Genomic DNA, 24,875 nt, shown 5'->3' on the forward strand with positions numbered 1-24,875 from the left:
CCTAGAACAGATCAGCCGGATCAGCATGTGCCAATCGACGTGTTGCGATGGTTCCGGAAAGGGCGCAGGCCGCGAGTGTGCCAACAAACACGATCAGCGCACGAGCCAGTGTTAATCCGACAGGCAGTCCAGACTTCAGCGCCAGCATTTTGTAAATGCCCGTTGCTGCCAGTGCGCCGGGGAAGAATCCAAGCACGGCAAGGATCATGGCTTCTTCAAAGATGATGCCGAGGAAGAAGCCCTGGCTGAAACCCATGGCTTTGAAGGTGGCGTACTCTTTCAGATGATCAGCTACGTCAGTGCTGAGAACCTGATAAACAATAACGATCCCTACAAGCACGCCAATGATGGTGCCAAAGCCAAAGATGATGCCAACCGGCTTTTCTGAGGTCTGGTAGGCTTGCTCATCTGCCGCCGCCTTGGCAAAGCTTCTGATCTTCAGGGTATCTGTCGGCAGAACCTGCTTCAGCAGCTCCACAGCCCGCTCAATAGAGGCGCCGGGTTGAACTTTCAGCAGGATATGGTCCGGTGCGCCAGAGCTGCGCGAAGGGGACAAACGCAGTACGCTTTGGTCGGACATCACCAGATTACCATCAGCACTAAAACCAGCGCCAATCTGCAAGGTGCCAACCAGTTTGATCTGGCGGTTGTTCATTTCAAAGATTGCGGGCGTTTCCGGCGAGAGTGAGTTGAAAAACTCTTCTGTCCCGCCCCGGGTCTTACGATCAACCAGCGCCGTATCTGGCAAGGCTAATTGCAGGAACTGAGGACGCAGCACTGGCGCCATAAAGTCGATGGCCTCAATGGGAAGACCCACCAATTGCAAACCCGCAATCTGATCTTCCTGCACACGCCAGTCGACTTTGGTGATGTAAACTGGTGCAGCTGAAGCCACCTCAGGCACCGTCAGCGCTTGCAACATATGCACGCGGGCAACGTTACCGCCTTCGGTCAGGGACTTGGCGTCGGAGGCAGAGATGAGAATATCCGCCTCAAACAACTCGTAGGGCTGTAGTGTAGAGCCAGTCAGCGCCCCCATCATACCGAGCTGCACGAACACCAGCACGTTGGCGAAGGCAACACCCGCCAGAGCCGCAGCGAAGCGCCCTTTGTTGTGTGTCAGCTGCAACCAGCCTATGGGCAGGCGGCCCAGCAGCCATGTGAGAAAGCGGGTCACTTGGTGTCCCTCTCAGATGCAGGTTGAAAGTAGCCGAGGATTTCCAGATTGGTCAGGTTTGCCGCCAACTCGGAGGAAGTCTCATCTAATGTAACGACCACCGTTACTACACGTGCATCGGTGTTCGCAGCTGGATCTACGCTAATGATGTTCTGGCGACCTACAATCAGACCGATCTCGGTCAATGTACCACGCAGTTCCTGCGCCAGAGCTTCGGCCCGCAAAACCACGGTATCACCTATGTTTAGGCGTCCGATCTGGTTCTGGTAGATCTCCATCTCAGCGGTCATCTCACGGGTGTTGCCGAACTCGATCAGGCCCGCAGAAGATGGTCGCTCGCCGGGTTGCACCAGTAGGTCCAGAACGGTGCCATCAAAGGGCGCACGAACGATAGATTTCTCCAGATTAACCTCAGCAGTGCGCAGTGCGATTTGAGCGGACTGAAGCTTGCGCTTGGCGAGCTCCACATCTGCCTGAGAGATATCTGCCGTGCTGCTGTATCGCTTGAGCGTTGCTTCTTTGCGGGCCACATCCAGCAGCGCACTCTCTGCTTCCGCCTTTGCACGATCCAGTTGAGCCTCCGTTACAACCTTGCGGGCAAATAGGGACTTCGTGCGTTCCAGTTCGGCGCGTGCCAGATCCGCATTGGTTTTGGCGCGGTTCAGATCTGCTTCGTTCTCAACCTGACTGGCTTTGATGGAAAGCTGAACTTGGCTGAGCGAGGCTTCAGAAACTGCTACCTCAGCTTTTGCTGCTTCAACACTTGCCTCCAAAGACGGGCGATTGTCGAGGGATGCGAGGATGGTGCCCTTCTCAACCCAATCCCCGACTGAAACAGGAAGGTCCGCAATGCGGGCATCCCCTGCTCCAAATGGCAGAGCAATTGTTGACACGCCGTCCCGCGGGATCAACTTGCCAAGCGCGACAACAGCGCCAGCTTCCAGCGCTTTGATGTCTTCTGGTGTAACGGTTGTATTGATGGGAACAGCGATTTTCTGATCACTTCCTCCCCCCGGTTCAAGGCCTGTCATTTCATAGAACAGGCGTAGGCCAGCGGGTTGGAAGTACATGCCCATGACTCCACCAGTGAACATGATGGCGATGAAAACAGGGATGAGCAGAATGATCCGCTTAAACGGTAAGCCCTTGCGTGCTTTACCGGAAATGGAAGAAATGCCAGTGTCTTCCAAAGGCAAATCTTTGTTTGGCGCATTGTGATGGGTCACAGGACCACCTCTGCTGTGACTTGTTAGTTATTACTTTCTAATATTCTAATATGAAGTTCGCGCAACCCAAAAAATGTACAGATTTGTAACACAGGTGGATTTTGGGTTTTGGGTGCCGAAGGGGATGTCTGGAAAGTGCCCGAGCTGTCCCAGTGGACAGCCCGGTTGATCTCAGGTCTCTTAAGCTGAAGCAGCCTGAAGTGCGGTTTCTTCTTCTGCAATGCGGATGAGGAAGCTGTCGACTTCTGCTGAAAGGTCGTTGGTGACCTGTTCCAGCAGAGCGGAGGACTGGTTGGCTGCACCTGCCTCACTGGTGGTCTCGTTGATGGCACCGCTTACGGAAACAACGTTGCTGGCTGCTTTGGCGGTTCCATCAGACGCCGCTTGAACAGCTTCTGCAATTTCAGCAGTTGCCCTCTGCTGCTGTTCCACCGCATCGGAAATGGACGAGGTCAGCTCGCTGATTTCCTTCACCGCTGCGGTGATGGAGCCAATGGCCTCTACCGTGCTGCGGGTTGAACTCTGGATGCCGTTGATCTGTGCTGAGATTTCCTCAGTTGCATGGGCGGTCTGGCTTGCCAGTGTTTTCACCTCGGTCGCCACCACAGCAAAACCCTTTCCTGCATCGCCTGCGCGTGCCGCTTCAATGGTCGCGTTCAAAGCCAGCAGGTTGGTCTGCTCAGCGATGTCACGGATCAGGTTGAGCACAGTGCCGATTTGCTCGGCGGACTTAGCCAGTGCAATGACCTCGTTGTCCGTGTTCTGTGCGATCTGAGAGGTGGATGCCACCAGCGTATTAGCGCGCGTGGACTGGTTGGAGATCTTCTGGATGGAAACAGCCAGTTCTTCTGCCGCTGCAGCCACAGTCTCTACGTTTTGAGAAGCGCTTGCAGAAGCTTCACCAGCGCTATTCGCTTGCTGGGTTGCCTGATTGGCCACGTCAAACAAACGCTCAGAAGAGCTGCGCATTTCCATAGACTGGTTAGAAAGCATGGAGACGTTTCGCTCCAGAACCACACGGAACTGCTCGACAACCTCTTCCTTCTTCTGCTGACGGGTCAACTCGCGGGAGCGCTCTGTTTTTGCTTGTTCTTCCAGATCACGGCGGGCAATGGCGTTTTCGCGAAACACAATCACTGCGTCCTGCATCTTACCGATCTCATCTTTACGGGCCGCCAGATTGAGGTCCACATCTACGGCACCGGAGGCAAGCTCACCCATCTTAGAAGTCAGTGCCACAATCGGCTTGCTGAGACCATTCGCTAACCACAGAGCAAAGCCAAGGCCGGCAAGGCCAACAACCAACGCAAAGCTGAGGGAGATGATGTTCACCCGGCGTGCATCCGCATTGGCCTGTGCCAGAGCGGATTGGCTGGCAGAGACGGTGGAAGACACAATCGCATTGATGGAGCTGCGCAGAGCCTGATTGTGGCGCTCAATCTTCTCCTTGGTTGGGATCATGCGAGATGGTGTGATGCCGAGCAGGATCGCAGCATCCTTGCTCCAGTTTTTAAAGGCCGTTTGCGCAGAGGTCACGGCCTGTCGCATCTCGTCATTGAGCGCCACATCAAGCGTCTGCTCAATATCCATACCCAAAGACGCATTGATATCGTTGAACTCGCGGCGGAACTCTTCCGGCTCAATGAAGGTCGTCATTGCCAGTGCTGTATCAACGACTTCCTTGGCGTGCTCAAAGTCATTCACGATGGTGAAGGAAAGCCGCTGTGCTTCCAGCGCTTTCAGTGTGACGCGGCCAAGGTTCTCGCGGCCTTCTGCGGCCTGCCAGACGAGGAAGGCCATCAAAGCCATTGCAACGATGATGAGGCTGAGGATCGGAATAAAGATTTTGTAGCGAATGGTCATGGATTCCGGCCCTTAGTTTGGCAGCGTTGGCATTGGCGTTTCGGTGCGCTCAGCAGTCAGCGAAACGAGGAAGTTCTTGAGATCTTCCACTTCCTGCTCTGACAGATCCAGCGGACGCACATGCTCTGATCGGGATGGACGCTCAATACCGCCAGCGTTGTAATGGGCGATCATGGTTTCAAGATCAGGAATGCTGCCATTATGGGTAAACGGGGCACGATATGTCAGATTGCGCAGGCCCGGAGTTTTGAAAGCAAACTGGGCTTTCGGATTGTCTTCCTCATAAAGCCCACGGCCGATATCTTCTGTTGGTGTGCCGATGTCGTGGAACTTGTTGTCGGTGAAGTTCCAGCCGGAGTGACACGGCGCGCAGTTGGCTTTGTCGTTGAACAACTCAAACCCGCGCTTGGCAGAGGCAGAGATTGCTCCTTCATCGCCTTCAACCCAGCGATCAAACGGTGCCCAACCGGAAACCACGGTGCGCTCGTAGGTGGCAATAGCGGTGAGCACAGTGTCACGGGTGATCCCTTCATTCGGGAACACGGAGCCGAACCATTTATTGTAGCCCGGAATCTCATCAAGGACCTCGATGATGGTCTCGAACTTTCCGTCCATTTCTTCCGGATTGGTGATTGGGCCTGCGGCCTGCTCTTCTAGCGTTTCTGCGCGGCCATCCCAGAACATAGGCGCAACCCAGGCAGCGTTCAGTACGGTGGGTGCCTGTCGTCCCAGATGCGTGTTGGCGGATCCAACAGCGGTAGGCACCGGAACCTCGTAGCCAAATGACGGGTTATGGCAGCTGACGCAGTTGATGTTTTTGTTGCCAGACAGGCGTGGATCAAAGAACAGCATTTTGCCGAGTGTCGCCATCTGCGGTGAGTAAGGCGCGCTGTCTGGAAAAGGGATTTCCAATGGTCGGCGATACTGTTCTTTGAGTGAATTAATGTCTGCAGCACTCAGAGGAGATCCGGTGAGCCCCAACACAACGGCAGCAGACAGACTGCCTACAACTCTTCCTAGAAACGACACAATGCTCTCCCCTAAGCAAATATAAGGGAGATCCCCTAGCTGAAGAGGCGTTAATGAATGCTTTATCGATTGTTTTGATTGGGCACCCTCACCGATATGTGAAGTAAAGTTTAGCTGGCTTTCCACTGAAACTGGAAAACTCCTTGTTTCTATAGGATGTTATACGCTTAGTCGGTTTTGAAGATCACGCGCTGGATTTGCTTTCCTGATCTTAACTGCGACAATTAAGTGCGTGCTGCATGCGTAAAGCGGCAAGATCGACAACTTGATTCAATGAGAATCTGCTCTTCGCCTCGTCAGTTGAATCCAACTGAACCTGTGCCCTCAATTTTCAAAGATTGCGACCTGCCAGATGCATGGTCAGCATAACTGTTAACTCTTTGTTTTTGGAATCGTTTGGCCTGTGTTCTGTGGTGAGCCAGCCGTTGAACCTGTCTGAGTGATCCAAGCGTAACTGCCCGGCATACATTGCACAAATTGACGGGTGGAGTTTTGTGCTCGGCGTATTTCGAGAAGTTTAAGTGCCTTAGTTCAGTAGTCTGAGGGTTTAAATGCGCGGCACCGTCACATCAGTAAAGTCACAGCGAGTGGTATCTTCCAGCAGGCTATACCAGTCCCTCCTCCTCTCCACCGCGCTTATCGCCTTGCCTGTTGCGGCCACTGTTCCCGCAAGAGCGCAGTCAGTCTCCCCACAGCCACAGTGTCAGATCAGTGGGACGACGGTGACGTGTTCAGGTGATTTGTCCGTTGGAGTGGATGTTCAGGGTGGTGCGGGAGGAGCCTACACCACGCTGATTATTGAAGACGTGACGAGCAATATCACGCCCTCCTTCTTTCTGCCGGGCATTCAGTTTGATTCCAATGGCAACATCACGATCAACAGTGATACCGGTGATTTTTTCATCTCGACAGATGGCCGAAACGCAATTGAGATAGACCCAGATGGCGGGAACGTCTCTCTCACGCACACTGGTGATATTCAGACAATAAGCCAATACGCCTCTGGTGTTGAGGTGAGGGACGCTGATGCAGTGACAATCACCCAGAGCGGCGATATTACAACGGACGGCTATTACAGCCGGGGCATTGAAGTTGTTTTGTCTCAAGAGATTACGATCACCCATACCGGTGATATCACCACTACCGGCAACATGTATGCTCAAGGGATTTACGCCACCACGCAAGGTGGCAGTACTGGTGCCATAACCATCTCTCAGACCGGCAATGTCGATACATTGGATACATCAAGTACAGCCTTGTTTGCACGTTCTGATGGGACGGGAGATGTTAGCATCACGCATGTTGGAACGCTGACCACCGCCGGTAACGACTCGCGCGGTATTTTTGCACGTGCTCGCGGCGTTGGGGCCGTTACGATTGATCAGAGCGGCACAATTACAACGAGCGGCAACTCAGCACACGGCATTATGGTGTATTCAGAAAACACCGCCACTGTAACCCACAGCGGAACGATCAATGCTAATGGGGCGAGCTCGGATGGGATACTTATTTCAGATGGCCTTGCACCTGCGAGTACTTTTCAGGTCAACCTCACCAACAGCACCATCAATGCACAGTCGTTTGGTATCAACATTCAGACAGTCGGTGATACCACCTTTACGCTTACCGGCACCAACGCCATCTCGGGCGTTGTAGACGACATTAAAGGTGGTGCCGGGGATGACACGATCAACAACTCTGGCACGCTGACCTCTACCAATGGCATTGATCTTGATGCCGGAACCAACGCCTTCAATAACCTGAGTGGCGCGCGATTTAACTCCGGGGCTGAAGTCATTCTGGGAGCGGGCAATCTGCTGACAAACGCCGGGATTCTCTCGCCCGGCGGGGATGCCAATATTCAGGAAACGGATATCACTGGCGATTTCCAGAATGAGGCCTCTTCGACTTATATGGTCACCTTCAATGCGGATATGACGACGAGTGACACGCTGGATATCTCCGGCACAGCCACATTGAATGGTGGTGTAGTGCAAACCAGTGGGGCAACATTTGCGCCGGTTGGTGCGTTCACCATTGTGGATGCAGCAGGAGGCGTTACGGGAACGTTTGATAGTGTGGTCGATACCTTGTTTATCGACTGGGAGCTGAACTATGGAGCGACCGCCGTCACGCTGACGGCAACAGCACTGGCCAACAACTTCTGCGGTTTGGCAGGCAATGAAAACCAACGTTCCGTAGCCTGTGTTGGGTTGGACAGTCTGCCGCTTTCAGACCCCTTGCCGCAGGCGGTGCTAGGGCTTTCCAATGGAGCAGAGGCGCAGGCGGCTTATGATGATCTCTCCGGCGAGATTTACGCTTCCATTCAGGGTGCGCTGGTTGAAAACAACTACCGCCGCATGGCGTTGATCAACAACCGCATCCGCAACGCTGATGCTTCTCTCGGTGCGATCTCAGCGTCTCTCGCGCCTGAACAGGATCCGCTTGACCCTGAAAAGGACCGTCGCAACGGTCTTTGGGGCATTGGTTATGGAGCGTGGTCCAACACCTTCAGCACAAGTGATACGGCTTCGCTCGACAACAGTCTGGGCGGCTTGCTCTTCGGGTATGATCGGGAGTTTGATGATAACTTCCTGGCAGGCGTTCTGGGCGGATACGGACGCACCAATGTGAAGCAGGATGCGCGCTCGTCCAGCGGATCAGCGACCACATGGTCCATCGGGATTTATGGTGAGACTGATGTGAAGGACGTTGGCTTCGTTCTGGCAGGTATCTACAACTGGCACTTCCTTGAAGGGGCAAGGACGGTTGATTTCTCTACAATCGATGAGCGGGAGCACAGCAGCTACAACGGACGCGGCTGGCAATTCTATGCGGAGGCGAACTACGAGTTTCCTTTGATTGATGCCTTCGTGTTTGAGCCATTCTTTGGTGTGTCTTACATTGATGTGCGCACAGATGGTTTCACTGAGGACGGCGGCATTGCAGCGCTCACGAAACGAGGTGGTAGTTTTGACAGCACCTTCACCAATCTGGGTGTGAGGGGTGCTTACAACGTTCTTGATTGGGTCAACGTCAATGCATCTCTCAGCTGGCGACATGCCTATGGGGATGTAGATCCGTCAGCGCTGCTGGCCTTCGGTGGCAGCACGGCCTTCGGTGTGGACGGAGCGCCCATCTCACAAGATGCCTTTGAGCTGGAAGCAGGGATTGATGCGCGGGCGACGGAAAACCTCTTCCTGAATGCGGAGTACAACGGCCAGTTTGGTGACAACGCGACGATCCATGTGATCGAGCTGGATTTCACCATCAGGTTCTGATGCTCAAACATGTCTAACCCCAAGATCTGCCTGAAGTTTGGGCAACGCAAAGCCCTTATAGTTGCTTAAGCTCGCAACACATGAGGGGATGAGATGAGCGCTGCATCAGAACAAGCAGGCCAGACAACAGACGCGCCGGTTCGGTTGGGGCCGGGTGATATCGCCTGCTCACGTGGGTTGGCAACATGGCTCAGCACCCATCAGGTATCGTTGGCGCTTTCCTCTTACCAGACCGGACAGTTGTTTCTGGTGGGCGTGAAACCCAGTGGCGGCATTCACTTTCATGCGGTGGGCACAAATCGTGCTATGGGTTTGTGGGCGGAGCCACAGACGTTGATCCTCGCGACCGCCAATCAGGTCATTCGCTTTGAGAATATTCTGGAAGAGAACCAGCGTATTGGAGATGCAGACAAGTACTATGTGCCCCGTGTTGCGCATACGACCGGTGATCTGGACATCCATGACATTGTGAAACTGAAAGATGGCAGTATCGTCTTTGCCAACACTATATACTCCTGCCTTTCCACCTTGCATCCGGTACACTCCTTTGCCGCTTGGTGGACACCGGACTTCATCTCAAAACTTGCGGCGGAAGATCGGTGTCACCTCAATGGCATAGCGCTTCGTGGAGGTAGGCCGGCCTATGTGACCATGGTGAGCCGTGCGGATGTGGTTAATGGCTGGCGGGATCGACGGGATCTTGGTGGCTGCATCATTGATGTGCGCAGTAATGAGGTGGTGACAGAAAACCTCTCCATGCCTCACTCGCCACGCTGGCATCAAGGCAAGTTGTGGGTAGTGAATTCAGGTACTGGCCATCTTGGCTGGGTGGATACGGCGAGCGGGGCATTTCAGGAGGTTTGCTTCCTGCCTGGGTTCGCGCGCGGGCTTTCGTTCCACAATGGCCATGCCATCGTTGGGCTCTCGCTTCCGCGCGATGGATCGTTTAAAGGCCTGCCGCTGGATGATGAGTTGAAGAAACGGGATGCTGATCCGTGGTGTGGTGTGCAGATCGTCAACTTAGACACTGGCAATGTGGTGGAGTGGATCCGTTTCAGCGGTGTGGTGAAGGAAATGCTGGATGTTTGTACGCTGCCAGGTGTTCGTTTGCCTTCCGCAGCCTCGCCCACATCGCCGGAAGTGAGCAACCTGCGGACCATTGCAAGCTCTGCCAAACGCGTGGAGCCTGCTTAAGGCTCGGTGAGCCTATGTGAGCAGAGATTTCCCTGCTCACTTGTTTTGTGGGAGCCCTCAGACTTTCTGCAGGAAGTCGAAGTCGCAGCCCTTTGTCGCTGGCAGAACTGTGTTGTGATACAGCTGCTTGTAGCCGCGGGCTGGTTCCGGGTTTGGTGAGGTGAAGGCCGCGCGGCGGTGCTCCAACTCTTCCTCAGGAACCAACAGATCGATGCTCTTGTTTTGAGCTGAAAGACGGATGCGGTCGCCGTTCTGCACCAGTGCCAGTGGGCCGCCCAGATCCGCTTCCGGTGTCACGTGCAGAACGATGGTGCCGAATGCTGTGCCGCTCATGCGGGCATCGGAAATGCGGACCATGTCCTTCACGCCAGCACGGGCCAGTTTTTTCGGGATTGGAAGATACCCAGCCTCCGGCATGCCCGATGGGCTGCGTGGCCCTGCGTTTTGCAGCACCATTACGTCATCGGCGTTGATGTCCAGATCTGGGTCATCGATGCGATTGGCGAGGTCTTCCAGAGAAGAGAACACAACCGCCCTGCCCTCATGCTCCAGCAGTTCAGGCGTAGCAGCCGCGCGCTTCAGAATAGCACCTTCTGGTGCCAATGAACCTGTTAGTGCAATCAGTCCGCCTTGTGGGTCAACCGGATTGTCAGCAGTGCGGATTACATTGTGGTCGATCGGATCAGCCTTTGGCGCATCCAAACGCTCACCAAGGCTAACGCCCTCAATGTTGATTGGACTACGGTGTACTTTGTCCTTGATCGCTTCCAGAACACCATCCAATCCGCCAGCACTATGGAAGTCTTCCATGTACCTTGGCCAACTGGCTTCAGGTCCACAACAACCGGTGTTTCATCGGAAAGCTGGTTCATGCGGTCCAGCGAGATATCGATGCCGAGGCGACCTGCAACAGCGGTTAGGTGGATGATCGCGTTGGTGGAGCCGGACACAGCAAGCAGAACACGCAGGGCATTCTCGACCGCTTCATGCGTCATGATTTTGTCTGGTGTCAGGGCGTTCTCTGAGAGCGCCATTTGAGCTGCCACAACACCGGTTTCTTCTGCATTGCGAAGGCGGTCAGCGTGGACAGCCGGAATACCAGCGGAGCCGGGCAGGATCATACCGAGGGTTTCGGCAATCACAGCCATGGAACTGGCGGTGCCCATCACGGCGCAGGTGCCCGCAGTGGTCGCAAGGCGGCCTTCGATCTGGTTGATCTCCTGCTCATCCACTGTGCCCGCGCGGTACTGCGCCCAGAAGCGGCGGCAGTCAGTGCAGGCACCGAGGCGCTCGCCCTTGTGGCGGCCTGTCATCATGGGGCCAGCCACAACCATCGTGGCTGGTTTGCCAGCAGATGCCGCGCCCATCAGCAGGGCCGGAACAGTCTTGTCGCAGCCACCCATCAGCACGACGGAGTCCATTGGCTGTGCGGTGATCATCTCTTCCACGGCCATGGCCATCATGTTGCGATAGACCATGGAGGTTGGGCTCAGGAACACCTCGCCCAGAGACATGATCGGGAATGGTACCGGCAGTGCGCCGGAAGCCAGCACCCCGCGCTTGATGGCTTCCAGCATCTCAGGGAAATGCCGGTGGCAGTTGTTAAAACCGCTTTCAGTGTAGCAGATGCCGACGATTGGTTTGTCGAGGCTGGCATCTGTGTAGCCCATGGACTTGGCGAAGGAACGGCGCAGGTAGCGGGCAAAGCCCTTGTCGCCATAGTTTGTCAGGCCGTTTTCCAGCCCCTGTACTTTTTTGCTCATCAGATCTCTCGGGAGATTAGCAGGTGGCGGGTGTATTTCGGCACAAGGTAATCCATGATGCCGAGCGAACCGCCCTCACGGCCAAAGCCACTTTCCTTGTTGCCACCAAACGGTGCTTCCGCGGTTGCCAGTAGTGTTTCGTTGATACCAACCATGCCGGCTTCCAGCCGCTCAGCGGTTTTGATTGCCAATGCGCTGTCATAGGAGAACACATAGGCCGCCAGACCAAATGGTGTGTTGTTGGCGCGTTCGATCACGTCTTCCACGTCGTCGAAGGTGGAGATCGGCGCGACTGGAGCGAAGGGTTCTTCGATCATGATCGCGGCTTCATCTGGCACGTTCATCAAAACCGTCGGCTCAAGGAAACTGCCCTCCGGCAGGTTTTTCGGCTGTTGGCCACCTGCGAGCAACTCAGCACCCTTGGCAATGGCATCTTCAGTCAGGCGCAGTGCATGGTCGACGGCGCGTTGGCGAATGAGCGGGCCAGTGGTGACGCCCTCTTCCAAACCATCGCCAACCACCAGAGACTTGGCGTAGCGAGCGAACTCTTCCGCGAACTCCTTCGCGATGGAAGAATGCACATAGAACCGGCTTGGCGAAATGCAAACCTGCCCGCAGTTGCGGAACTTGGTGGCAGCCAGCTTCTGCGCCGCTGCAATCGGGTCAAAGTCCTTATGGATGACCACGGGGGCATGGCCACCCAGCTCCATGGTGACTTTCTTCATGCCATCTGCGCACTGCCGCATCACGTCTTTGCCCACCGGCACGGAACCAGTCAGGGACACTTTGCGGATTTCAGGCGCGTTGATCAGGGCAGGTGCAAGCGTGCGGCTGTCACCGGTCAGGATTGCCAGTGCACCAGGCATCAGGCCAGCATCCATCAGGGCCTGACCAATGGCAAAGCATGGGCCAGCCGCTTCAGAAGCCGGACGAGCGATAACAGTACATCCAGCGGCCAGTGCTGCCGCGATCTTGCGGGCTGGCAGAAGTGCCGGAAAGTTCCAGGCGGACAGCGCCAGAGACGGGCCAACCGGCTGGTAGTTTACAGTCAGCCGCTCATCTGCGTTGCGGCCCGGAATGGTCTGGCCGTAGATGCGCTTGGCTTCTTCGGCGTACCATTCAAACTGATCCGCCGCTGCTCCGGTTTCGCCAACAGCTTCCGCCAGTGGCTTGCCGGTTTCCGTGCTCATCACGCGGGCAATATCTTGCGTGCGTTCGCGGATCAGGTCTGCGGCTTTGCGCAGAACCTTGGCGCGTTCCCATGCTGGAACGGCAGCCCATTTCGGGAAGGTATCCTTCGACAGCTTCAGTGCAGAGGCAATGTCGTCTGCACTTGCTGCGGCGATGGTGCCGATGGTTTTGCCGGTGACCGGGCTGTGTACATCGCGGGTATCACCGCTGCTGGCAGCCACCCACTCGCCACCAATAAGAAGTTTCGCATCTGTCATGATTAAATGCTCATTTTCAAATATTTGTCCTGAACGTCATCGCACCAGTTACCAACGTTCCAGTTGCCATAAGCGCCCATGCCGCCAATCGGGTTTTCGCCGTGATAAACCGGCACATGAACCACGCTGAGGCCTTTATGCGCTCTGGCTTTCTCAAGAGCTTCGCTCAGATCTTCGGCGCTGTGACCACCAGAAATAGCCAGCACACCCTCGACCGCATTGGCCATGGCGATGTAGTCAACAGCGACACCGTCATTGGTGCGGTAGTCGTTGCCGTATTGGGCGAGCTGAAGGTGGCTAATGGCGGCCATGCGGCGGTTGTCGAAGATGATGATCGTGCCATGCACGCCATGCTCCACGCCATCAATCAGCACCTGCGGGTTCATCATGAAGGAACCGTCCCCGGTGAAGGCGACAGAGTATCTGCCCTCCTCCGCCACGCCGCCTGCAATGAGAGCAGAGACGGCAAAGCCCATGTAAGAGGCGCCGGTTTCGGTGATGGTTTCACCAACACGGTCGTCTTCCACCACCTGAAAGCCGTTGGCCTGCACATCGCCTGCATCAAAGAACTTGATGGCATCGTGCTTCTTGCAGAAATCTGCTGCCGCTTTGATGGCCTGAGGCTGGGTCATCACACCGCGATGCCAAACCTCGTCATTGACTGCGCCTGCTGCATAAAGGTCTGATTTGAAGGCAGTCCAATCGCCCTTCTTGGCAGCACAGTCTTTCAGCCACTCAGCTTTGTTGCTGACACCGCCTTTGGAGAGCTCTGAGAGCAACAGTTTGACTACTTCGCCAATATCGCCGTTCAAAGCCGTGGTTTGGGCATAGTGTTGCACGTCCACCGGGTCGGCGTTGATGTTGATGACGTGTTTAGCTTTGGGCCAGCCCATGCCGGAGCAATCACTCTGACATACCGCGCGGGAACCGATAGCGACCAGAAGATCAGCCTCCTGCATGGCATAGTTGCCGCTGATGGAACCTTTGGAACCCCCTACATGCATGTTCTGGGGGTGGGAATCTGGAAGGATGCCCAGTGACCCCGGAGCTTCCACCACCACTGCACCTGCAGCTTCGGCCAGTGCGCGAACTTGCGAAGCGAACGGGCGAGAACCGCCGCCTGCTTTGATGGCGACTTTACCGGTGGACTTCAGCAGTTCCACGGCTTCTAGCAGGTTATGATCCGCTGCTGGAATGGTTGGCTCATAAGTTGGAATAGTCGGCAGGCTGTCCAGCCGGATATCTAGTTTCTGAGGTTGCGTGTTCAAAGGCAGGTTCAGGTAGAACGGGGCTGCCTTGAACGGATGATAGACGCAGCTGGCTCCCATACGCAGTGCATTGCGCAGGGCTTCTGGCGTGTGCAGCGTGTAGGCTTGTGACATAGCGAGGTGATCTGCTGGAACAGACCCTGCTGCGGCTTTGGCACCTGCTGCATGTTGTAGCCTTCGCCATAGGTCGTTTCATCACCATAGATGTGATAGAGGCCGATGCCATTGGAGGCTGCTGCCAGTGAACCAGCCATGGCCTGCAATGCACCGGGGCCGATGGAGGTCACTACCGCGCACACCTCGCCATACACCCAGCGCAGCGCTGTACCAGCATGGGCCATTTCCACCTCATTGCGGAACTGCCATGTGCGTACAAGACCAGCATCCTCATAGATGCGCAGTACCTCTCCCAGCTCTGTGGAGCCATGGCCGAAGATTGCCAGATACTTGGTGACGCCTTGCCGCATCAGGCCCAGAACCAGCGCTTCAGAGAGCGTCATGGTCACTTGCTCGGCAAAATGACCATTGGCGATGGCGGCATCCAGACCGCCCTGAGCTTGAAGCCAGTTGGCTCGCTCTTGCATGCTGGTGGGAACAGATAAAGACATGTCTGTACTCCCGCTGCTTAAAAGCTGATTGTCTGGCCTGTGCGTGCAGATTCTTCTGCCGCCAGCGCAAAGCTTAAGACATCACGGCCCTGCCGCGCTGTCAGAATGGGGTCGCCGCCCTCGGTGATTGCATCAAGGTAATGGCGTGTGGAGTTGACGAAGCTCTGCTCCCAGCCCGCATAGATATCGCGGTACTCGGTGACGTTGCCTTCGCGGTAATGCACCAGTGGTGCTGGATCTCCAATGGAGCCGTGGCCGCAGTTGATCCAGAGAACGCCTTGCGTTCCGGTGATCTCAACACGGTCATCCTGCGCGTAGTGCTTGGTCGCGATTTCCAGCTCTGGGGAGTAAACCACTTCCAGATTGCCGATTTTGTTGCCCGGAAAGCGGAAAGAGACCATGGATGGAGCATCCAGATAGATGCCTTTGAACACCTCGGTCTGGCCGATGAAGGCATGGACGTCAGACGGCATGCCCATGAAGTGCCAGGCTAGGGCGAACTTGTGGTGACCGTCATCAAACACCAGCGGGCCGCCGCCAGCCATGTCTTTCATCTGCCGCCACGCATTGGCAGCTGCTGGCACCTTCCAGGCGGTTTTACTTTTGCCCGGATTGGATTTGATGCGGATGGAAATCGGGTCTCCAATCGCGCCTGCATCCACCAGCTCTTTGGCTTTTAAGACTGGAGGATGAAAGATGAAGTTTTCGAAGATCTTGAAAGGGCGATCATAGCCGTCAACGGCCTCTACCAGCGTGTTGGCCTCTTCCATGTTCATACACATGGGCTTTTGCAGAGAGACCATTTTGCCAGCGTTGATCGCGTCCAGCGCGGCTTGCAAATGCAAATGGTGTGGCAGCAGAATCTCGACTAGATCGATATCCGGACGAGCCAGAATCTCTTTGTAGTCGTCACTGATGATCGCATCATCAATGCCCCATGCCTCTGCCTGAGACTGGGCCTGCTTTACGTTTCGATCACACAAGGCAACAATATTGCCTTTCGGGTTCTGCTTATACTCAATGGCATGCAAATCCGAAATGCGACCTGTGCCCAGAATGGCAACGCGAACCGGCTGGTTCCCCATCCCTTACTCCCTCATAAAACACATTTTCTCGACAAGCGCACCGAGCTCCTCAAATCGCTTGTCATTAATTCGAACTGTCGGTCCTGACACGCCGATCGCGGCGATCATCACCCCATGCTCATCAAAAACCGGTCCCGCCACGCAGCGGATGCCGGAGGTAAATTCTTCGTCGTCAATCGCGTATCCGCGATCTCTGCTTTTGGAGATCTCAGTAGCCAGTGCCTTATGGTCGGTCAGGGTTGCAGGGGTGAACTGCTTCAGCTCCTGCTCTGCCTCTGCATCACCAAAGGCCAGAAAAGCCTTGCCAAGGGCGGTGCAGTGCAGTGGGCCAAGAGAGCCGATGGGGTGATCGACCTTGAGCGGGAGCTCAGAATCGATTTTATCCACATACCAGACCTGCGAACTGGCCAGAACAGCCATATGCGAGCACTCTCCCGTCTCGCGTGTGAGCTGTTTCAGGACAGGTTGCCACTGCTGCCGTGTTGCGACAATTGCCTCCGCCGTTGGCCCAGATCCTTGGGAACTGGTCATTTTTTCGCTTGCTGCATAGCGTCGGTCAGTCCCTTGCGTAGCGTAACCGCATGCAACCAAAGTACGCAGAATATGCGTCGCATTGGACTTGTCGACACCAAGGTAACTCGCGATATCCGTAAGCCGCAAAGGTTTAGCCTGCTCAACAAGATAGTCGAGCGTCTGAAGTCCACGGGATAGCGATTGTAAAAGGCGCAACGTCAATCTCCACTAACACGCTGGAATAAGTTGAAATATGGACAACTAATTGCACAAAGTTAAACATAGGGCAACAAAATTCCTGCGTCTGGCTTCAGAATTGACACAGGTTTTACAGGAGTGCAAGAGGCCGTATACGTATTTTTGTACAAAATAAGCTTGACATTTTGCGAAATGCGCGGCGAAATGGGACGTATATTCAGTTTTGTTGCACATATGGCAACTTATTGATGAAATGATTTTGTAAAACATATGCAAACTCTTGGGAGGGGATTGAAATATGAATAAGCGCAGAAGGCAACTTTTGCTTGCTGCGGTGCTTGCGCCTGTTATGGCGACAGCATCCATGGTTCCATCATTTGCAGCAGACGAAGTCACCATTTCTCACTACTTCACCGGTGAGCTGGGCCAGAAAGGCCTGAAAGAGATTCTGGATGGCTTCAAAGCCAAGTCCGGCATCACTGTGAAAGACAGCCCAATCGGTCACGAAGACTTCAAAACCGGCATTCTGGTGCGTGCGGCGGGCAACGCATTGCCAGATGTCTTCTCTTATTGGGCTGGTGCGCGCACGCAATTCGTCATTGATGCAGGTGACCTGCGTCCAATCGACGGCATGTGGGACAAGGCTGGTCTGGACAACGTGGTCGCCAAGTCTGTTGCGGACGGTGCAACCAAGTATGACGGCAAGCGTTATCTGGTGCCATTCGGCTACCACTACTCCGGTCTGTTCTTTAACAAAGCTGTTATGGAAAAGGCTGGCATTACCGAAGCTCCTAAAACCTGGGAAGAGTTCCTCGCAGCCTGTGAGAAGCTGAAAGCAAACGGTGTGACCCCTATCGCGCTGGGTTCCAAGAACCGCTGGCCTGCACAGTTCTGGTTTGACTATCTTATCCTTCGCACCGCGGGCCCTGACTACCGCGCGAAGCTCATGAACGGCACAGCCTCTTATGCCGATCCTGAAGTGAAGAAGGCGATGGATCTCTGGAAGAGCATGGTCGACAAAGGCTACTTTGTTGAAAATGCAAACGCAGACAGCTGGACAGATGCGTCTGACAAGGTTGCCCGCGGTGATGCAGCTATGACCCTGATGGGCACATGGATCACCGGTTACTGGAACTCTATCGGCCTGAAGCCGGGTGAAGACTATGACTTCTACCCATTCCCGGAAGTGACAGCTGGCGTGCCTAACGCTGTTGTTGGTCCGGTTGATGGTCTGGTGATCTCCGCAAACGCGAAGAACCCTGAGGGTGCTGAGCAGCTGCTTGAGTATCTGGTGTCAGATCCGGAAGCACAGGCCAAGTGGGCTAACATTCAGGGCGCTCTGTCTGCCAACGTGAATGTTGCGAAGTCCAACTACAACGCTGTGATGCTCAAAGCGCTCGATACCATCGATGCTGCGCAGACCTTCGCGTTCAACTACGACCTGTCCACGCCTCCACCAGTGGCGGAAGTTGGCTTGTCCATGTTCGCTCGCTTCATGGATGACCCATCCAACGTGGATACCATTCTGGATGAAACTCAGGCCAGTGCAGCAAGCGCATTCGCCGAGTAAGCATCGCAATCCAAACAGAGCCGGTCGCAACAGGGTTGCGGTCGGCTTGCCTCTATAACATCAAGCATATCGCTGGTCTTGCAGCAGGATATGCGCACATCTGAGGCAGGCTTTTTCTGAGACGGGTATGAATCAAAGCAACACATTCTGGCGCGTTGCCCTTTTGGCGCTCCCCCTCAGCGTTTTCGCGCTGATCATCATCTGGCCGCTCCTAAGCTCGTTCTATTACGGGTTTACCAACTGGAACGGTTTCAGTGACAATTATGATTTCGTTGGCTTTGAGAATTTCGGGAAGCTGTTTTCCGATCGCCTCTTCATGTCTGCGGCAATAAATACGATTATCTGGATGGCCATCGCGGTGGTTCTTCCAACCGTTCTTGGCCTCTCGCTGGCGCTGCTCATCGACAGTCATGTGCCCGGTGGCCCGATCTTCAAAACCATCTTCTATCTGCCAATTTGTCTGTCTGCCGTGGTGGTTGGTCAGGTCTGGGTCTGGATCTACCAGCCAGACTGGGGCCTTCTGAACACCATCATCGAGTACGTCACCAATGACCGTTTCAACTACGCCTGGCTGGCGAAACCGGACAGTGCGCTTTACTCGGTCATCGTGGCCTGGTCCTGGCAGGCAACCGGCCTGTCCATGGTGATCTACCTTGCGGGCCTGACAGCTATTCCCGGTGACCTGCTGGAAGTGTGTGAGCTGGAAGGCGCAACTACATGGCAGCGCATTCGCCACGTCATCCTTCCCTTGCTGACACCAGCCACGGTGGTTGTTGTTGCACTGAGCGTGATTAACTCGCTGAAGGGCTTTGACATTCTGTACATCATGACAGGCGGCGGGCCGTTCAACAGCTCCGATACGCTGGCCATGCATATGTATAACGAGAGCTTCAAGAAGTACCTGATGGGCTATGGCAGTGCCATTTCCGTCGTGCTGTTCCTCGTCGCGCTGACCATCATTCGCCTCTATTTCAAACAGCTTAAAAAGGTGGACGAGATCTATGGCTGATACGGCTACTCTGGGCAGCACCAGCGGCGATTATGTGGCGCCGAAGCGGTTCAATCCGTGGCCTGTTGTCATCTTCATCTGCCTGTTTACGCTGGCAATCCTGTTTCTTGCGCCAACCTTCGGCGTGCTGCTCTCTTCCGTCAAAACAACGCGGGATATCGCACTCGGGGATCTTTGGGCGATCCCAAGCAGCATGTACTGGGGCAACTATGTTGAGGTGCTGAGCAATCCGGCAGTGCATGGTTACATGCTCAACACATTCCTCGTGGCAGCACCGGCAACGGCGTTTTCCATCGCGCTTGGTGTGCTGGCGGGCTACGTGTTTGCCAAGCTTCCGTTCAAAGGCAGTGATCTGGTTTTTCTGCTGGTGGTGTCGGGTATGTTCTTCCCGCCGCAGGTGATCCTGATCCCGCTGTTTCGTCTGTTCAACCTGATGGGGCTGATTGATACGCTGTGGCCGATGATCATTGTGCACACCGCGCTGGGTATCCCAATCTGTACCCTGCTGATGCGCAATTTCTTCGCCACAGTGCCGAACCCGCTGCGCGAAGCGGCTATTCTGGAAGGCGCCAGTGAATGGCAGGTGCTGACCAAGATTGCACTGCCCATCAGCCTGCCAGCCATTGCGGTGCTGGCGACGCTTCAATTCACCTGGATCTGGAACGATTTCCTCTGGCCGCTGATCTTCACTCAGTCGGATGAGAAACGCACCATCATGCTGGGGCTCGTGTTCATGAAGGGCCAATACTCCGTTGCCTGGGGCATTCAGGGCGCCATGTCGCTGATCGCCAGCCTGCCAACGCTGATCGTATTCCTGTTCTTCCAGCGCTACTTCATCAAAGGCATGACCATGGGTGCCGTGAAAGGATAATCGGGGACATTATGAGTAGTTTGTCACTGAAAAACATCAAGAAGTCATACGGCCAACATGAGGTCATCCATGGGGTGGATCTTGAGGTCGAAAAGGGTGAGTTCATCGTCTTCGTCGGGCCGTCCGGCTGCGGCAAGTCCACCATGCTGCGTATGATCTCCGGTCTGGAGGAAGTCACGTCCGGCCAGATCAGCATCGCGGACAAGGATGTAACCCGCGCCCACCCGTCCAAGCGTGAAATTGCGATGGTGTTCCAGTCCTACGCGCTGTTTCCTCATATGAGCGTTGCGGACAACATCAGCTTTGGTCTGCGCCTTGGTAAAACGCCAAAAGATGAGGTGAAGCGCCGCGTGAATGAAGTGGCCGATACGCTACAAATCACGCACTTGCTGGAGCGCTTCCCGCGTCAGCTTTCTGGTGGTCAGCGTCAGCGCGTGGCTATTGGCCGTGCGATCATCCGTAATCCGCAGGTGTTCCTGTTTGATGAGCCGCTCTCCAATCTGGACGCCGCCCTGCGTGTCCAGATGCGTTTGGAGATCGCCCGCCTTCACAAGCGTCTTGGTGCGACGATCATCTACGTGACCCACGACCAGACAGAGGCGATGACGCTTGCGGACCGGATTGTGGTGTTCAACCACGGTGTAATCGAGCAGGTTGGTCGCCCGATTGATCTTTATGAGCGCCCAGCCAACAAGTTTGTGGCCGGGTTCCTTGGGGCGCCATCCATGAACTTCATCGGTGCAACCGCGCAGCAAGGTGCAATCCAGCTGGATGGCTTCAACATCACCGATGCGCAGAAGGCCCATGCCAATGGGGCGATCACGCTCGGCATTCGTCCGGAGCACATGCGCATCTCTGATACAGAGGCCTGTGATTTCTCCGCAAAGGTGGAACTGGTTGAAGAGCTGGGGTCAGAGTCCCTCGCCTACCTGCAAACCAGCTTCTCCTCTGATCCGTTGACCATGCGGGTGGACCATTCCATCACTGTGCGTGAAGGGGATATGTTGCCGGTTTCAGTCAACCGCGAGTTCCTGCATGTGTTCGAGGAAGGTGGGGCGTCCCTGTAAAGCAGGGCAGCTAACCCCCGCCGATGAGCACGCCTGCGGCAAACACCAGTGAGCCGCCAAGAACAACCTGAAACGTCGCCCGCAAGAGCGGCGTTTCCATGTATTTGCTCTGGATCCACGCAATGGCGCAGAGCTCGACAGCCACAACAAAGAACGCGATAGACGTGGCTATCCAGAACTCGCTGATGAGATAAGGGATAGTGTGCCCCAGCCCACCAATGGCCGTCATCACGCCAGATGCCAGCCCGCGCAGTGTGGGAGAGCCGCGCCCTGAGATCTGCCCGTCATCAGAGACCGCTTCCGTAAAGCCCATGGAAATGCCCGCGCCGATGGAGCTGCAAGGCCGACCAGAAACGTGGTCCATGTGTTGCCCGTAGCGAACGCGGTAGCAAACACAGGGGCCAACGTGGAGACTGAACCATCCATCAACCCGGCCAGACCCGGCTGAATGAGTGTCAGCACCAGCTTGCGGTGCGCCGTTTCATCCTCGCTCTCCGCTTCCGTCTCCATGTGTGATTGAGTCAAGAACCGGGCTTTGTCCTGATGGCTTGCTTCAACAGCTGCCAGATCTCCCAGCAAGCGCCTAGTATCTGCATCCGTACTTCTTTTCTCTGCGTTCTCGTAGAAGGTTCGCGAAGCGGTCTCCATGTTCTCGGAGATGTGGCGGATCTGGTCGAGGGTCAGGTGAGCTGAGAGCCACGTGGGTTTGCGGGCATAGAAGCCGGAGACATGCTCGCGGCGGATCAGCGGAATGGTATCGCCAAAGCGTTTCTGATGCAGTTCGATCAAGGAGATGCGGTGCTGGTCTTCTTCATTCGCCATTTCTGAAAAGATGGCGGCTGTACCCGGATAGTCTTCATGCAATCTGGCTGCAAAGCCGCGGTAGATGCGGGCGTCGTCTTCTTCTGAGGAGATGGCAAGGGCAAGAACCTGCTGCTCACTCAGATCAGAAAATCGCATGCGTGACGTCAGATACAACATCCGTGATGGTCCAGTTGTTCCTGTTCCGGCAGATCCTAAGCAGGTTTCATTGCAAACAGGCAGTTTCAGCCCCTCAAATAAGAGGCAAATTTGAGGGGCTGGCCACTGAGTTCAGGAGAATTGGGCAATGCTTCCGTGATTGCGCTATCAGCGGATGTGATTGATGTTTTTGGGAAAATGTGATCGCCCAATTGGATCTAAATGAAGATCTCGGTCGCATTTGAGCAGAGCGGTTTAATCAGTCTTAACTTATTATACTAAAGTCGATTACGTGCCTTAAAATAAACGGATAGGAGGAGCACAACTTTATTAGCCAATAACAAAACTTAGTTAGCAGGAGACGTGTCATGCCTGTAAATAAGTTGAATGCTGAACAACACGATTGGGCCAAGGCTGTTTACCAAAACATGCATTGGAACTTCCCCGAGGAAGAAGGGGATGAAACCAATCTGACAGCGCAAGCCTCAAACAAGCAGGCCAACGGCGTGAATGGCACTCATGACCAGCGCAATGGCACTGCCGAACCGGATTTGAGCGACTATGTCGTCGTCGACACTCCTCCTCCAGAACGACAAAATGGCTCCAAGCCTAGTCCTGTCCATGCTGTCTTTGAGGAAATTGGCCTCCCACAATCCGAAACTCTTCGCGAGCAACTGGGTCGATTACGTGACTTCCAGCAGAAGAGGGAAGCCTTCTTAAAAGATCCGCTTGCCACAGCTTATGCTGACCCTGCAGCTGCCAAATGGGAACATCATGTGAAAGATGTTCTGGGTATGCCTCAGGAAAAAGCTGATGAAATGGTCAAGCAGCAGTTCACTCGTGATCTGAAGAAAGACCTAAAGGATGAATCCCGGAGTGTCACCAAGGAGATCTTTGACTCTCAGGCTGATGATCCTCGCTTCACAGAGTTCCTGCAAAATGCAGCTAACTCCAATCCTAAGCAACTGACCCCGGCTCACCGCGAAATGCTGGTGTTCATGAGTCAGAACATGGTCAAGCTTGGCAACTCCCTCGTGAAGGACGTCAACGAACTGTATCGCCAGCACGCTTTCGGTAAGGCCATGAGCGATACCATCGACAATGCGAAGGAAAATGCCGTTTCTGATGCTGAGCGGCAAAAGCTGGAAGAAATAGAACAGGAAGTTATTGAATACCGCATGGCTGTTGCACGGCAGCTGGGTATGGCCCTGAACACCACCAATGATGTGCAGTCCGCCATCAGCTTTGGCGAAACCGTCAACTCCGCCGTTGATGAACTTGCAGAACAGAACGACCGTGCGCTAAACGCCGCGTCCGGCCTTGCAAAGATGGCAAGGAACATGGTCAACGACCACCTCGCCCAGACAAACAGTCCTCGCAAGACCATGAAGTGGGTTGAAACCCAGCCATGGGCAAAGCTCGTTGATATCGACATCACTACAAAGGGTGACTACTTCAACATTGAAGCCGAGCTGCGGGACAACAGTCCGCAGAACGAAGACACCGATGGTCTTGATATCGACGAAAACACCGACCTGGCACAGCGGAACCTTTCAAAAGAAAAGCTCATGTACAATCCTGAGCTCATCTTCAACGGTTTGCGCTCACCGGAAATGATGGCCGCCCTGACCAGCAAGGCCACGGGTGAAGCCAGCAATGACGATATCCCATTTGTCGAAAAGCCAAGTGACCTGGCGATGAACTGGGGTGAAACCCTTGCCCGCGCACAGGAAGGTGGCCGGGACATCAGCGATCAGCTGCCAGATTACATGACTTTGAAGCAAGTGCGCTATCACGACATCAAGAAGGGCTTCTTCTCAAACACCGATACCGTGAAGACCGCATGGGTGGTTGAACAGAAACCAACCTCCGACACAGTTGCGGAAGTGAACCTGATCAACAACCTGCCACGAGCCATCGCGGGTGATCTTGGAGATCTGGCATTGAACATGTCCGATCTGCGGGAAGACCAGACGAAGAAGAACGATGAGATTCAGGACAAGCGGAGCCATCTGGATGATTTCCTCAGCTCCAAGGGTGATGGCCTGCTGCAAAGCTATGGTAATGCGCATGATGCAATCAGCAGCTTGCAAGATCACGCAATGCAGGAAGTCATGGCCAAGATGAGCAATGGCACAAGCATCCGTAAGATTCTGAGATGGGCAAAGGAACAACCTTGGTCAGCCATGTTCCGTGTTGAAATCACGCCAATGGAAGGCGGTAAGAAGGATCAGTACAACGTGGTCGTCAAGGAAGTTGAACATGGCACCACAGAAGCAAACAGTGTTGTGCTGAACGAACCAACGGAACGAGACAAGGAAAACGCCGGTAACATCGCAGATGAAGAAGATCAGGCCTTTGGTGAAGACCTGCATGGTTTGAGTGGTGCGCTGAAGGCTCTGCTGAACCCATCAGTTTACAAACAGCTGATCTCCAAACCTACCGGTGAAAGCAGCGACGGAATGCCAGTCGTTGAAGAACCCACCAAGTTGGCACGGGATTGGGCGGAGCTTATTCAAAAGTCTGCCGGCCCCGGTGCAAGCTTGCCGGACTATCTGGAACTTCGCCAAGTGAAGTACCGTGTCCGCTCCTTCCTGCCTTGGAAGAGAAACAAGCTGGAAGCTTGCTGGGTTCTGGAATTCAAGCCTACGGCTTTTAAACAAGCCGCTTAACAGAGCCTCCCATGCTCTGACCTTATAAACCTTCCTTATCTAATGGCTGGGCTCTGCGGTTTACCGCAGGGCC

Annotated in this window: 16 protein-coding genes and 2 pseudogenes; 7 read left to right on the forward strand and 11 right to left on the reverse strand. The window is 54.7% G+C overall.

Annotated elements, in window-relative coordinates:
• Position 1: 1 nt before the first annotated feature.
• From devC to JCM12308_RS10280, 4 genes are all read right to left on the reverse strand, one after another.
• Positions 2 to 1,177 (reverse strand): ABC transporter permease DevC, encoded by a 1,176-nt coding sequence (gene devC, locus JCM12308_RS10265; protein ID WP_054783649.1) that lies wholly within the window; start codon positions 1,175 to 1,177, stop codon positions 2 to 4.
• Positions 1,174 to 2,403 carry an HlyD family efflux transporter periplasmic adaptor subunit gene (locus JCM12308_RS10270; protein WP_054783650.1) on the reverse strand — a complete coding sequence of 410 codons (1,230 nt, stop codon included), beginning with the start codon at positions 2,401 to 2,403 and terminating at the stop codon, positions 1,174 to 1,176. Before JCM12308_RS10270 ends, devC begins: the two co-directional genes overlap by 4 nt.
• 180 nt (positions 2,404 to 2,583) lie before the next feature.
• The gene (locus JCM12308_RS10275) at positions 2,584 to 4,266 is read right to left on the reverse strand and encodes a methyl-accepting chemotaxis protein (RefSeq protein ID WP_054783651.1); all 1,683 of its coding nucleotides are present in this window, start codon (positions 4,264 to 4,266) and stop codon (positions 2,584 to 2,586) included.
• A 12-nt stretch (positions 4,267 to 4,278) separates the two neighbouring features.
• Complete coding sequence (locus tag JCM12308_RS10280; RefSeq protein WP_373282351.1) at positions 4,279 to 5,295, reverse strand: cytochrome-c peroxidase; 1,017 nt, start codon at positions 5,293 to 5,295, stop codon at positions 4,279 to 4,281.
• Positions 5,296 to 5,846: 551 nt separating this feature from the next.
• Here JCM12308_RS10280 and JCM12308_RS10285 point away from each other — a divergent pair.
• Together JCM12308_RS10285 and JCM12308_RS10290 are read left to right on the forward strand one after the other, a co-directional pair.
• On the forward strand, positions 5,847 to 8,576 hold the full coding sequence (locus JCM12308_RS10285) for an autotransporter family protein (protein ID WP_208609176.1): 2,730 nt from the start codon (positions 5,847 to 5,849) through the stop codon (positions 8,574 to 8,576).
• A gap of 93 nt (positions 8,577 to 8,669) precedes the next feature.
• Positions 8,670 to 9,770: a TIGR03032 family protein gene (locus JCM12308_RS10290; protein ID WP_054783652.1), complete on the forward strand. Its 1,101-nt coding sequence runs from the start codon at positions 8,670 to 8,672 to the stop codon at positions 9,768 to 9,770.
• Positions 9,771 to 9,827: 57 nt separating this feature from the next.
• On the opposite strand, the pseudogene JCM12308_RS10295 reads toward JCM12308_RS10290, so the two are convergent.
• The 6 genes and pseudogenes from JCM12308_RS10295 to JCM12308_RS10315 form a co-directional block, all read right to left on the reverse strand.
• A pseudogene (locus tag JCM12308_RS10295) lies at positions 9,828 to 11,533 on the reverse strand (dihydroxy-acid dehydratase).
• Entirely contained in the window at positions 11,533 to 12,981 is a 1,449-nt protein-coding gene (locus JCM12308_RS10300; protein WP_054783653.1) for an NAD-dependent succinate-semialdehyde dehydrogenase, read from the reverse strand. Before JCM12308_RS10300 ends, JCM12308_RS10295 begins: the two are co-directional and overlap by 1 nt.
• Before the next feature lie 2 nt (positions 12,982 to 12,983).
• Positions 12,984 to 14,363, reverse strand: coding sequence for a thiamine pyrophosphate-dependent enzyme (locus JCM12308_RS10305; RefSeq protein WP_244271872.1), 1,380 nt, complete (start codon positions 14,361 to 14,363; stop codon positions 12,984 to 12,986).
• Positions 14,258 to 14,857, reverse strand: a complete 600-nt coding sequence (locus JCM12308_RS31455) for a thiamine pyrophosphate-binding protein (protein ID WP_244271873.1) — start codon at positions 14,855 to 14,857, stop codon at positions 14,258 to 14,260. Before JCM12308_RS31455 ends, JCM12308_RS10305 begins: the two co-directional genes overlap by 106 nt.
• A gap of 17 nt (positions 14,858 to 14,874) precedes the next feature.
• Positions 14,875 to 15,942: a Gfo/Idh/MocA family protein gene (locus JCM12308_RS10310; protein WP_054783654.1), complete on the reverse strand. Its 1,068-nt coding sequence runs from the start codon at positions 15,940 to 15,942 to the stop codon at positions 14,875 to 14,877.
• 3 nt (positions 15,943 to 15,945) lie between these two features.
• A complete protein-coding gene (locus JCM12308_RS10315; RefSeq protein ID WP_054783655.1) occupies positions 15,946 to 16,671 on the reverse strand; it encodes an IclR family transcriptional regulator in 726 nt (241 codons plus the stop codon).
• Positions 16,672 to 16,951: 280 nt separating this feature from the next.
• On the opposite strand from JCM12308_RS10315, the gene JCM12308_RS10320 reads away from it, so the two are divergent.
• The 4 genes from JCM12308_RS10320 to JCM12308_RS10335 all read left to right on the forward strand — a co-directional run bounded on the left by JCM12308_RS10320 (position 16,952) and on the right by JCM12308_RS10335 (position 21,170).
• On the forward strand, positions 16,952 to 18,223 hold the full coding sequence (locus JCM12308_RS10320; RefSeq protein WP_014284643.1) for an ABC transporter substrate-binding protein: 1,272 nt from the start codon (positions 16,952 to 16,954) through the stop codon (positions 18,221 to 18,223).
• A 127-nt stretch (positions 18,224 to 18,350) separates the two neighbouring features.
• Positions 18,351 to 19,232, forward strand: a complete 882-nt coding sequence (locus tag JCM12308_RS10325) for a carbohydrate ABC transporter permease (RefSeq protein WP_054783656.1) — start codon at positions 18,351 to 18,353, stop codon at positions 19,230 to 19,232.
• The gene (locus tag JCM12308_RS10330; protein ID WP_008548945.1) at positions 19,225 to 20,103 is read left to right on the forward strand and encodes a carbohydrate ABC transporter permease; all 879 of its coding nucleotides are present in this window, start codon (positions 19,225 to 19,227) and stop codon (positions 20,101 to 20,103) included. The genes JCM12308_RS10325 and JCM12308_RS10330 overlap by 8 nt, the downstream gene beginning before the upstream one ends.
• Before the next feature lie 11 nt (positions 20,104 to 20,114).
• On the forward strand, positions 20,115 to 21,170 hold the full coding sequence (locus JCM12308_RS10335; protein WP_014284645.1) for an ABC transporter ATP-binding protein: 1,056 nt from the start codon (positions 20,115 to 20,117) through the stop codon (positions 21,168 to 21,170).
• 10 nt (positions 21,171 to 21,180) lie between these two features.
• Here the strand turns inward: JCM12308_RS10335 and mbfA are convergent.
• Positions 21,181 to 22,151 (reverse strand): annotated as a pseudogene (mbfA, locus tag JCM12308_RS10340) (iron exporter MbfA).
• Positions 22,152 to 22,498: 347 nt separating this feature from the next.
• Here mbfA and JCM12308_RS10345 point away from each other — a divergent pair.
• Positions 22,499 to 24,802 carry a hypothetical protein gene (locus JCM12308_RS10345; RefSeq protein WP_054783657.1) on the forward strand — a complete coding sequence of 768 codons (2,304 nt, stop codon included), beginning with the start codon at positions 22,499 to 22,501 and terminating at the stop codon, positions 24,800 to 24,802.
• The last annotated feature ends 73 nt before the right edge of the window (positions 24,803 to 24,875 follow it).

Source organism: Pseudovibrio denitrificans JCM 12308 (assembly GCF_001310815.1).
Classification (GTDB): Bacteria; Pseudomonadota; Alphaproteobacteria; order Rhizobiales; family Stappiaceae; genus Pseudovibrio; species Pseudovibrio denitrificans.

What these genes read in the sequence shown, in the direction of transcription:
- JCM12308_RS10275 (WP_054783651.1), bottom strand. Translation starts at nt 4,266, where the DNA reads ATGACCATTCGCTACAAAATCTTTATTCCGATCCTCAGCCTCATCATC.
- JCM12308_RS10285 (WP_208609176.1), top strand. Translation starts at nt 5,847, where the DNA reads ATGCGCGGCACCGTCACATCAGTAAAGTCACAGCGAGTGGTATCTTCC.
- JCM12308_RS10290 (WP_054783652.1), top strand. Translation starts at nt 8,670, where the DNA reads ATGAGCGCTGCATCAGAACAAGCAGGCCAGACAACAGACGCGCCGGTT.
- JCM12308_RS10300 (WP_054783653.1), bottom strand. Translation starts at nt 12,981, where the DNA reads ATGACAGATGCGAAACTTCTTATTGGTGGCGAGTGGGTGGCTGCCAGC.
- JCM12308_RS10305 (WP_244271872.1), bottom strand. Translation starts at nt 14,363, where the DNA reads ATGTCACAAGCCTACACGCTGCACACGCCAGAAGCCCTGCGCAATGCA.
- JCM12308_RS31455 (WP_244271873.1), bottom strand. Translation starts at nt 14,857, where the DNA reads ATGTCTTTATCTGTTCCCACCAGCATGCAAGAGCGAGCCAACTGGCTT.
- JCM12308_RS10310 (WP_054783654.1), bottom strand. Translation starts at nt 15,942, where the DNA reads ATGGGGAACCAGCCGGTTCGCGTTGCCATTCTGGGCACAGGTCGCATT.
- JCM12308_RS10320 (WP_014284643.1), top strand. Translation starts at nt 16,952, where the DNA reads ATGAATAAGCGCAGAAGGCAACTTTTGCTTGCTGCGGTGCTTGCGCCT.
- JCM12308_RS10325 (WP_054783656.1), top strand. Translation starts at nt 18,351, where the DNA reads ATGAATCAAAGCAACACATTCTGGCGCGTTGCCCTTTTGGCGCTCCCC.
- JCM12308_RS10330 (WP_008548945.1), top strand. Translation starts at nt 19,225, where the DNA reads ATGGCTGATACGGCTACTCTGGGCAGCACCAGCGGCGATTATGTGGCG.
- JCM12308_RS10335 (WP_014284645.1), top strand. Translation starts at nt 20,115, where the DNA reads ATGAGTAGTTTGTCACTGAAAAACATCAAGAAGTCATACGGCCAACAT.
- JCM12308_RS10345 (WP_054783657.1), top strand. Translation starts at nt 22,499, where the DNA reads ATGCCTGTAAATAAGTTGAATGCTGAACAACACGATTGGGCCAAGGCT.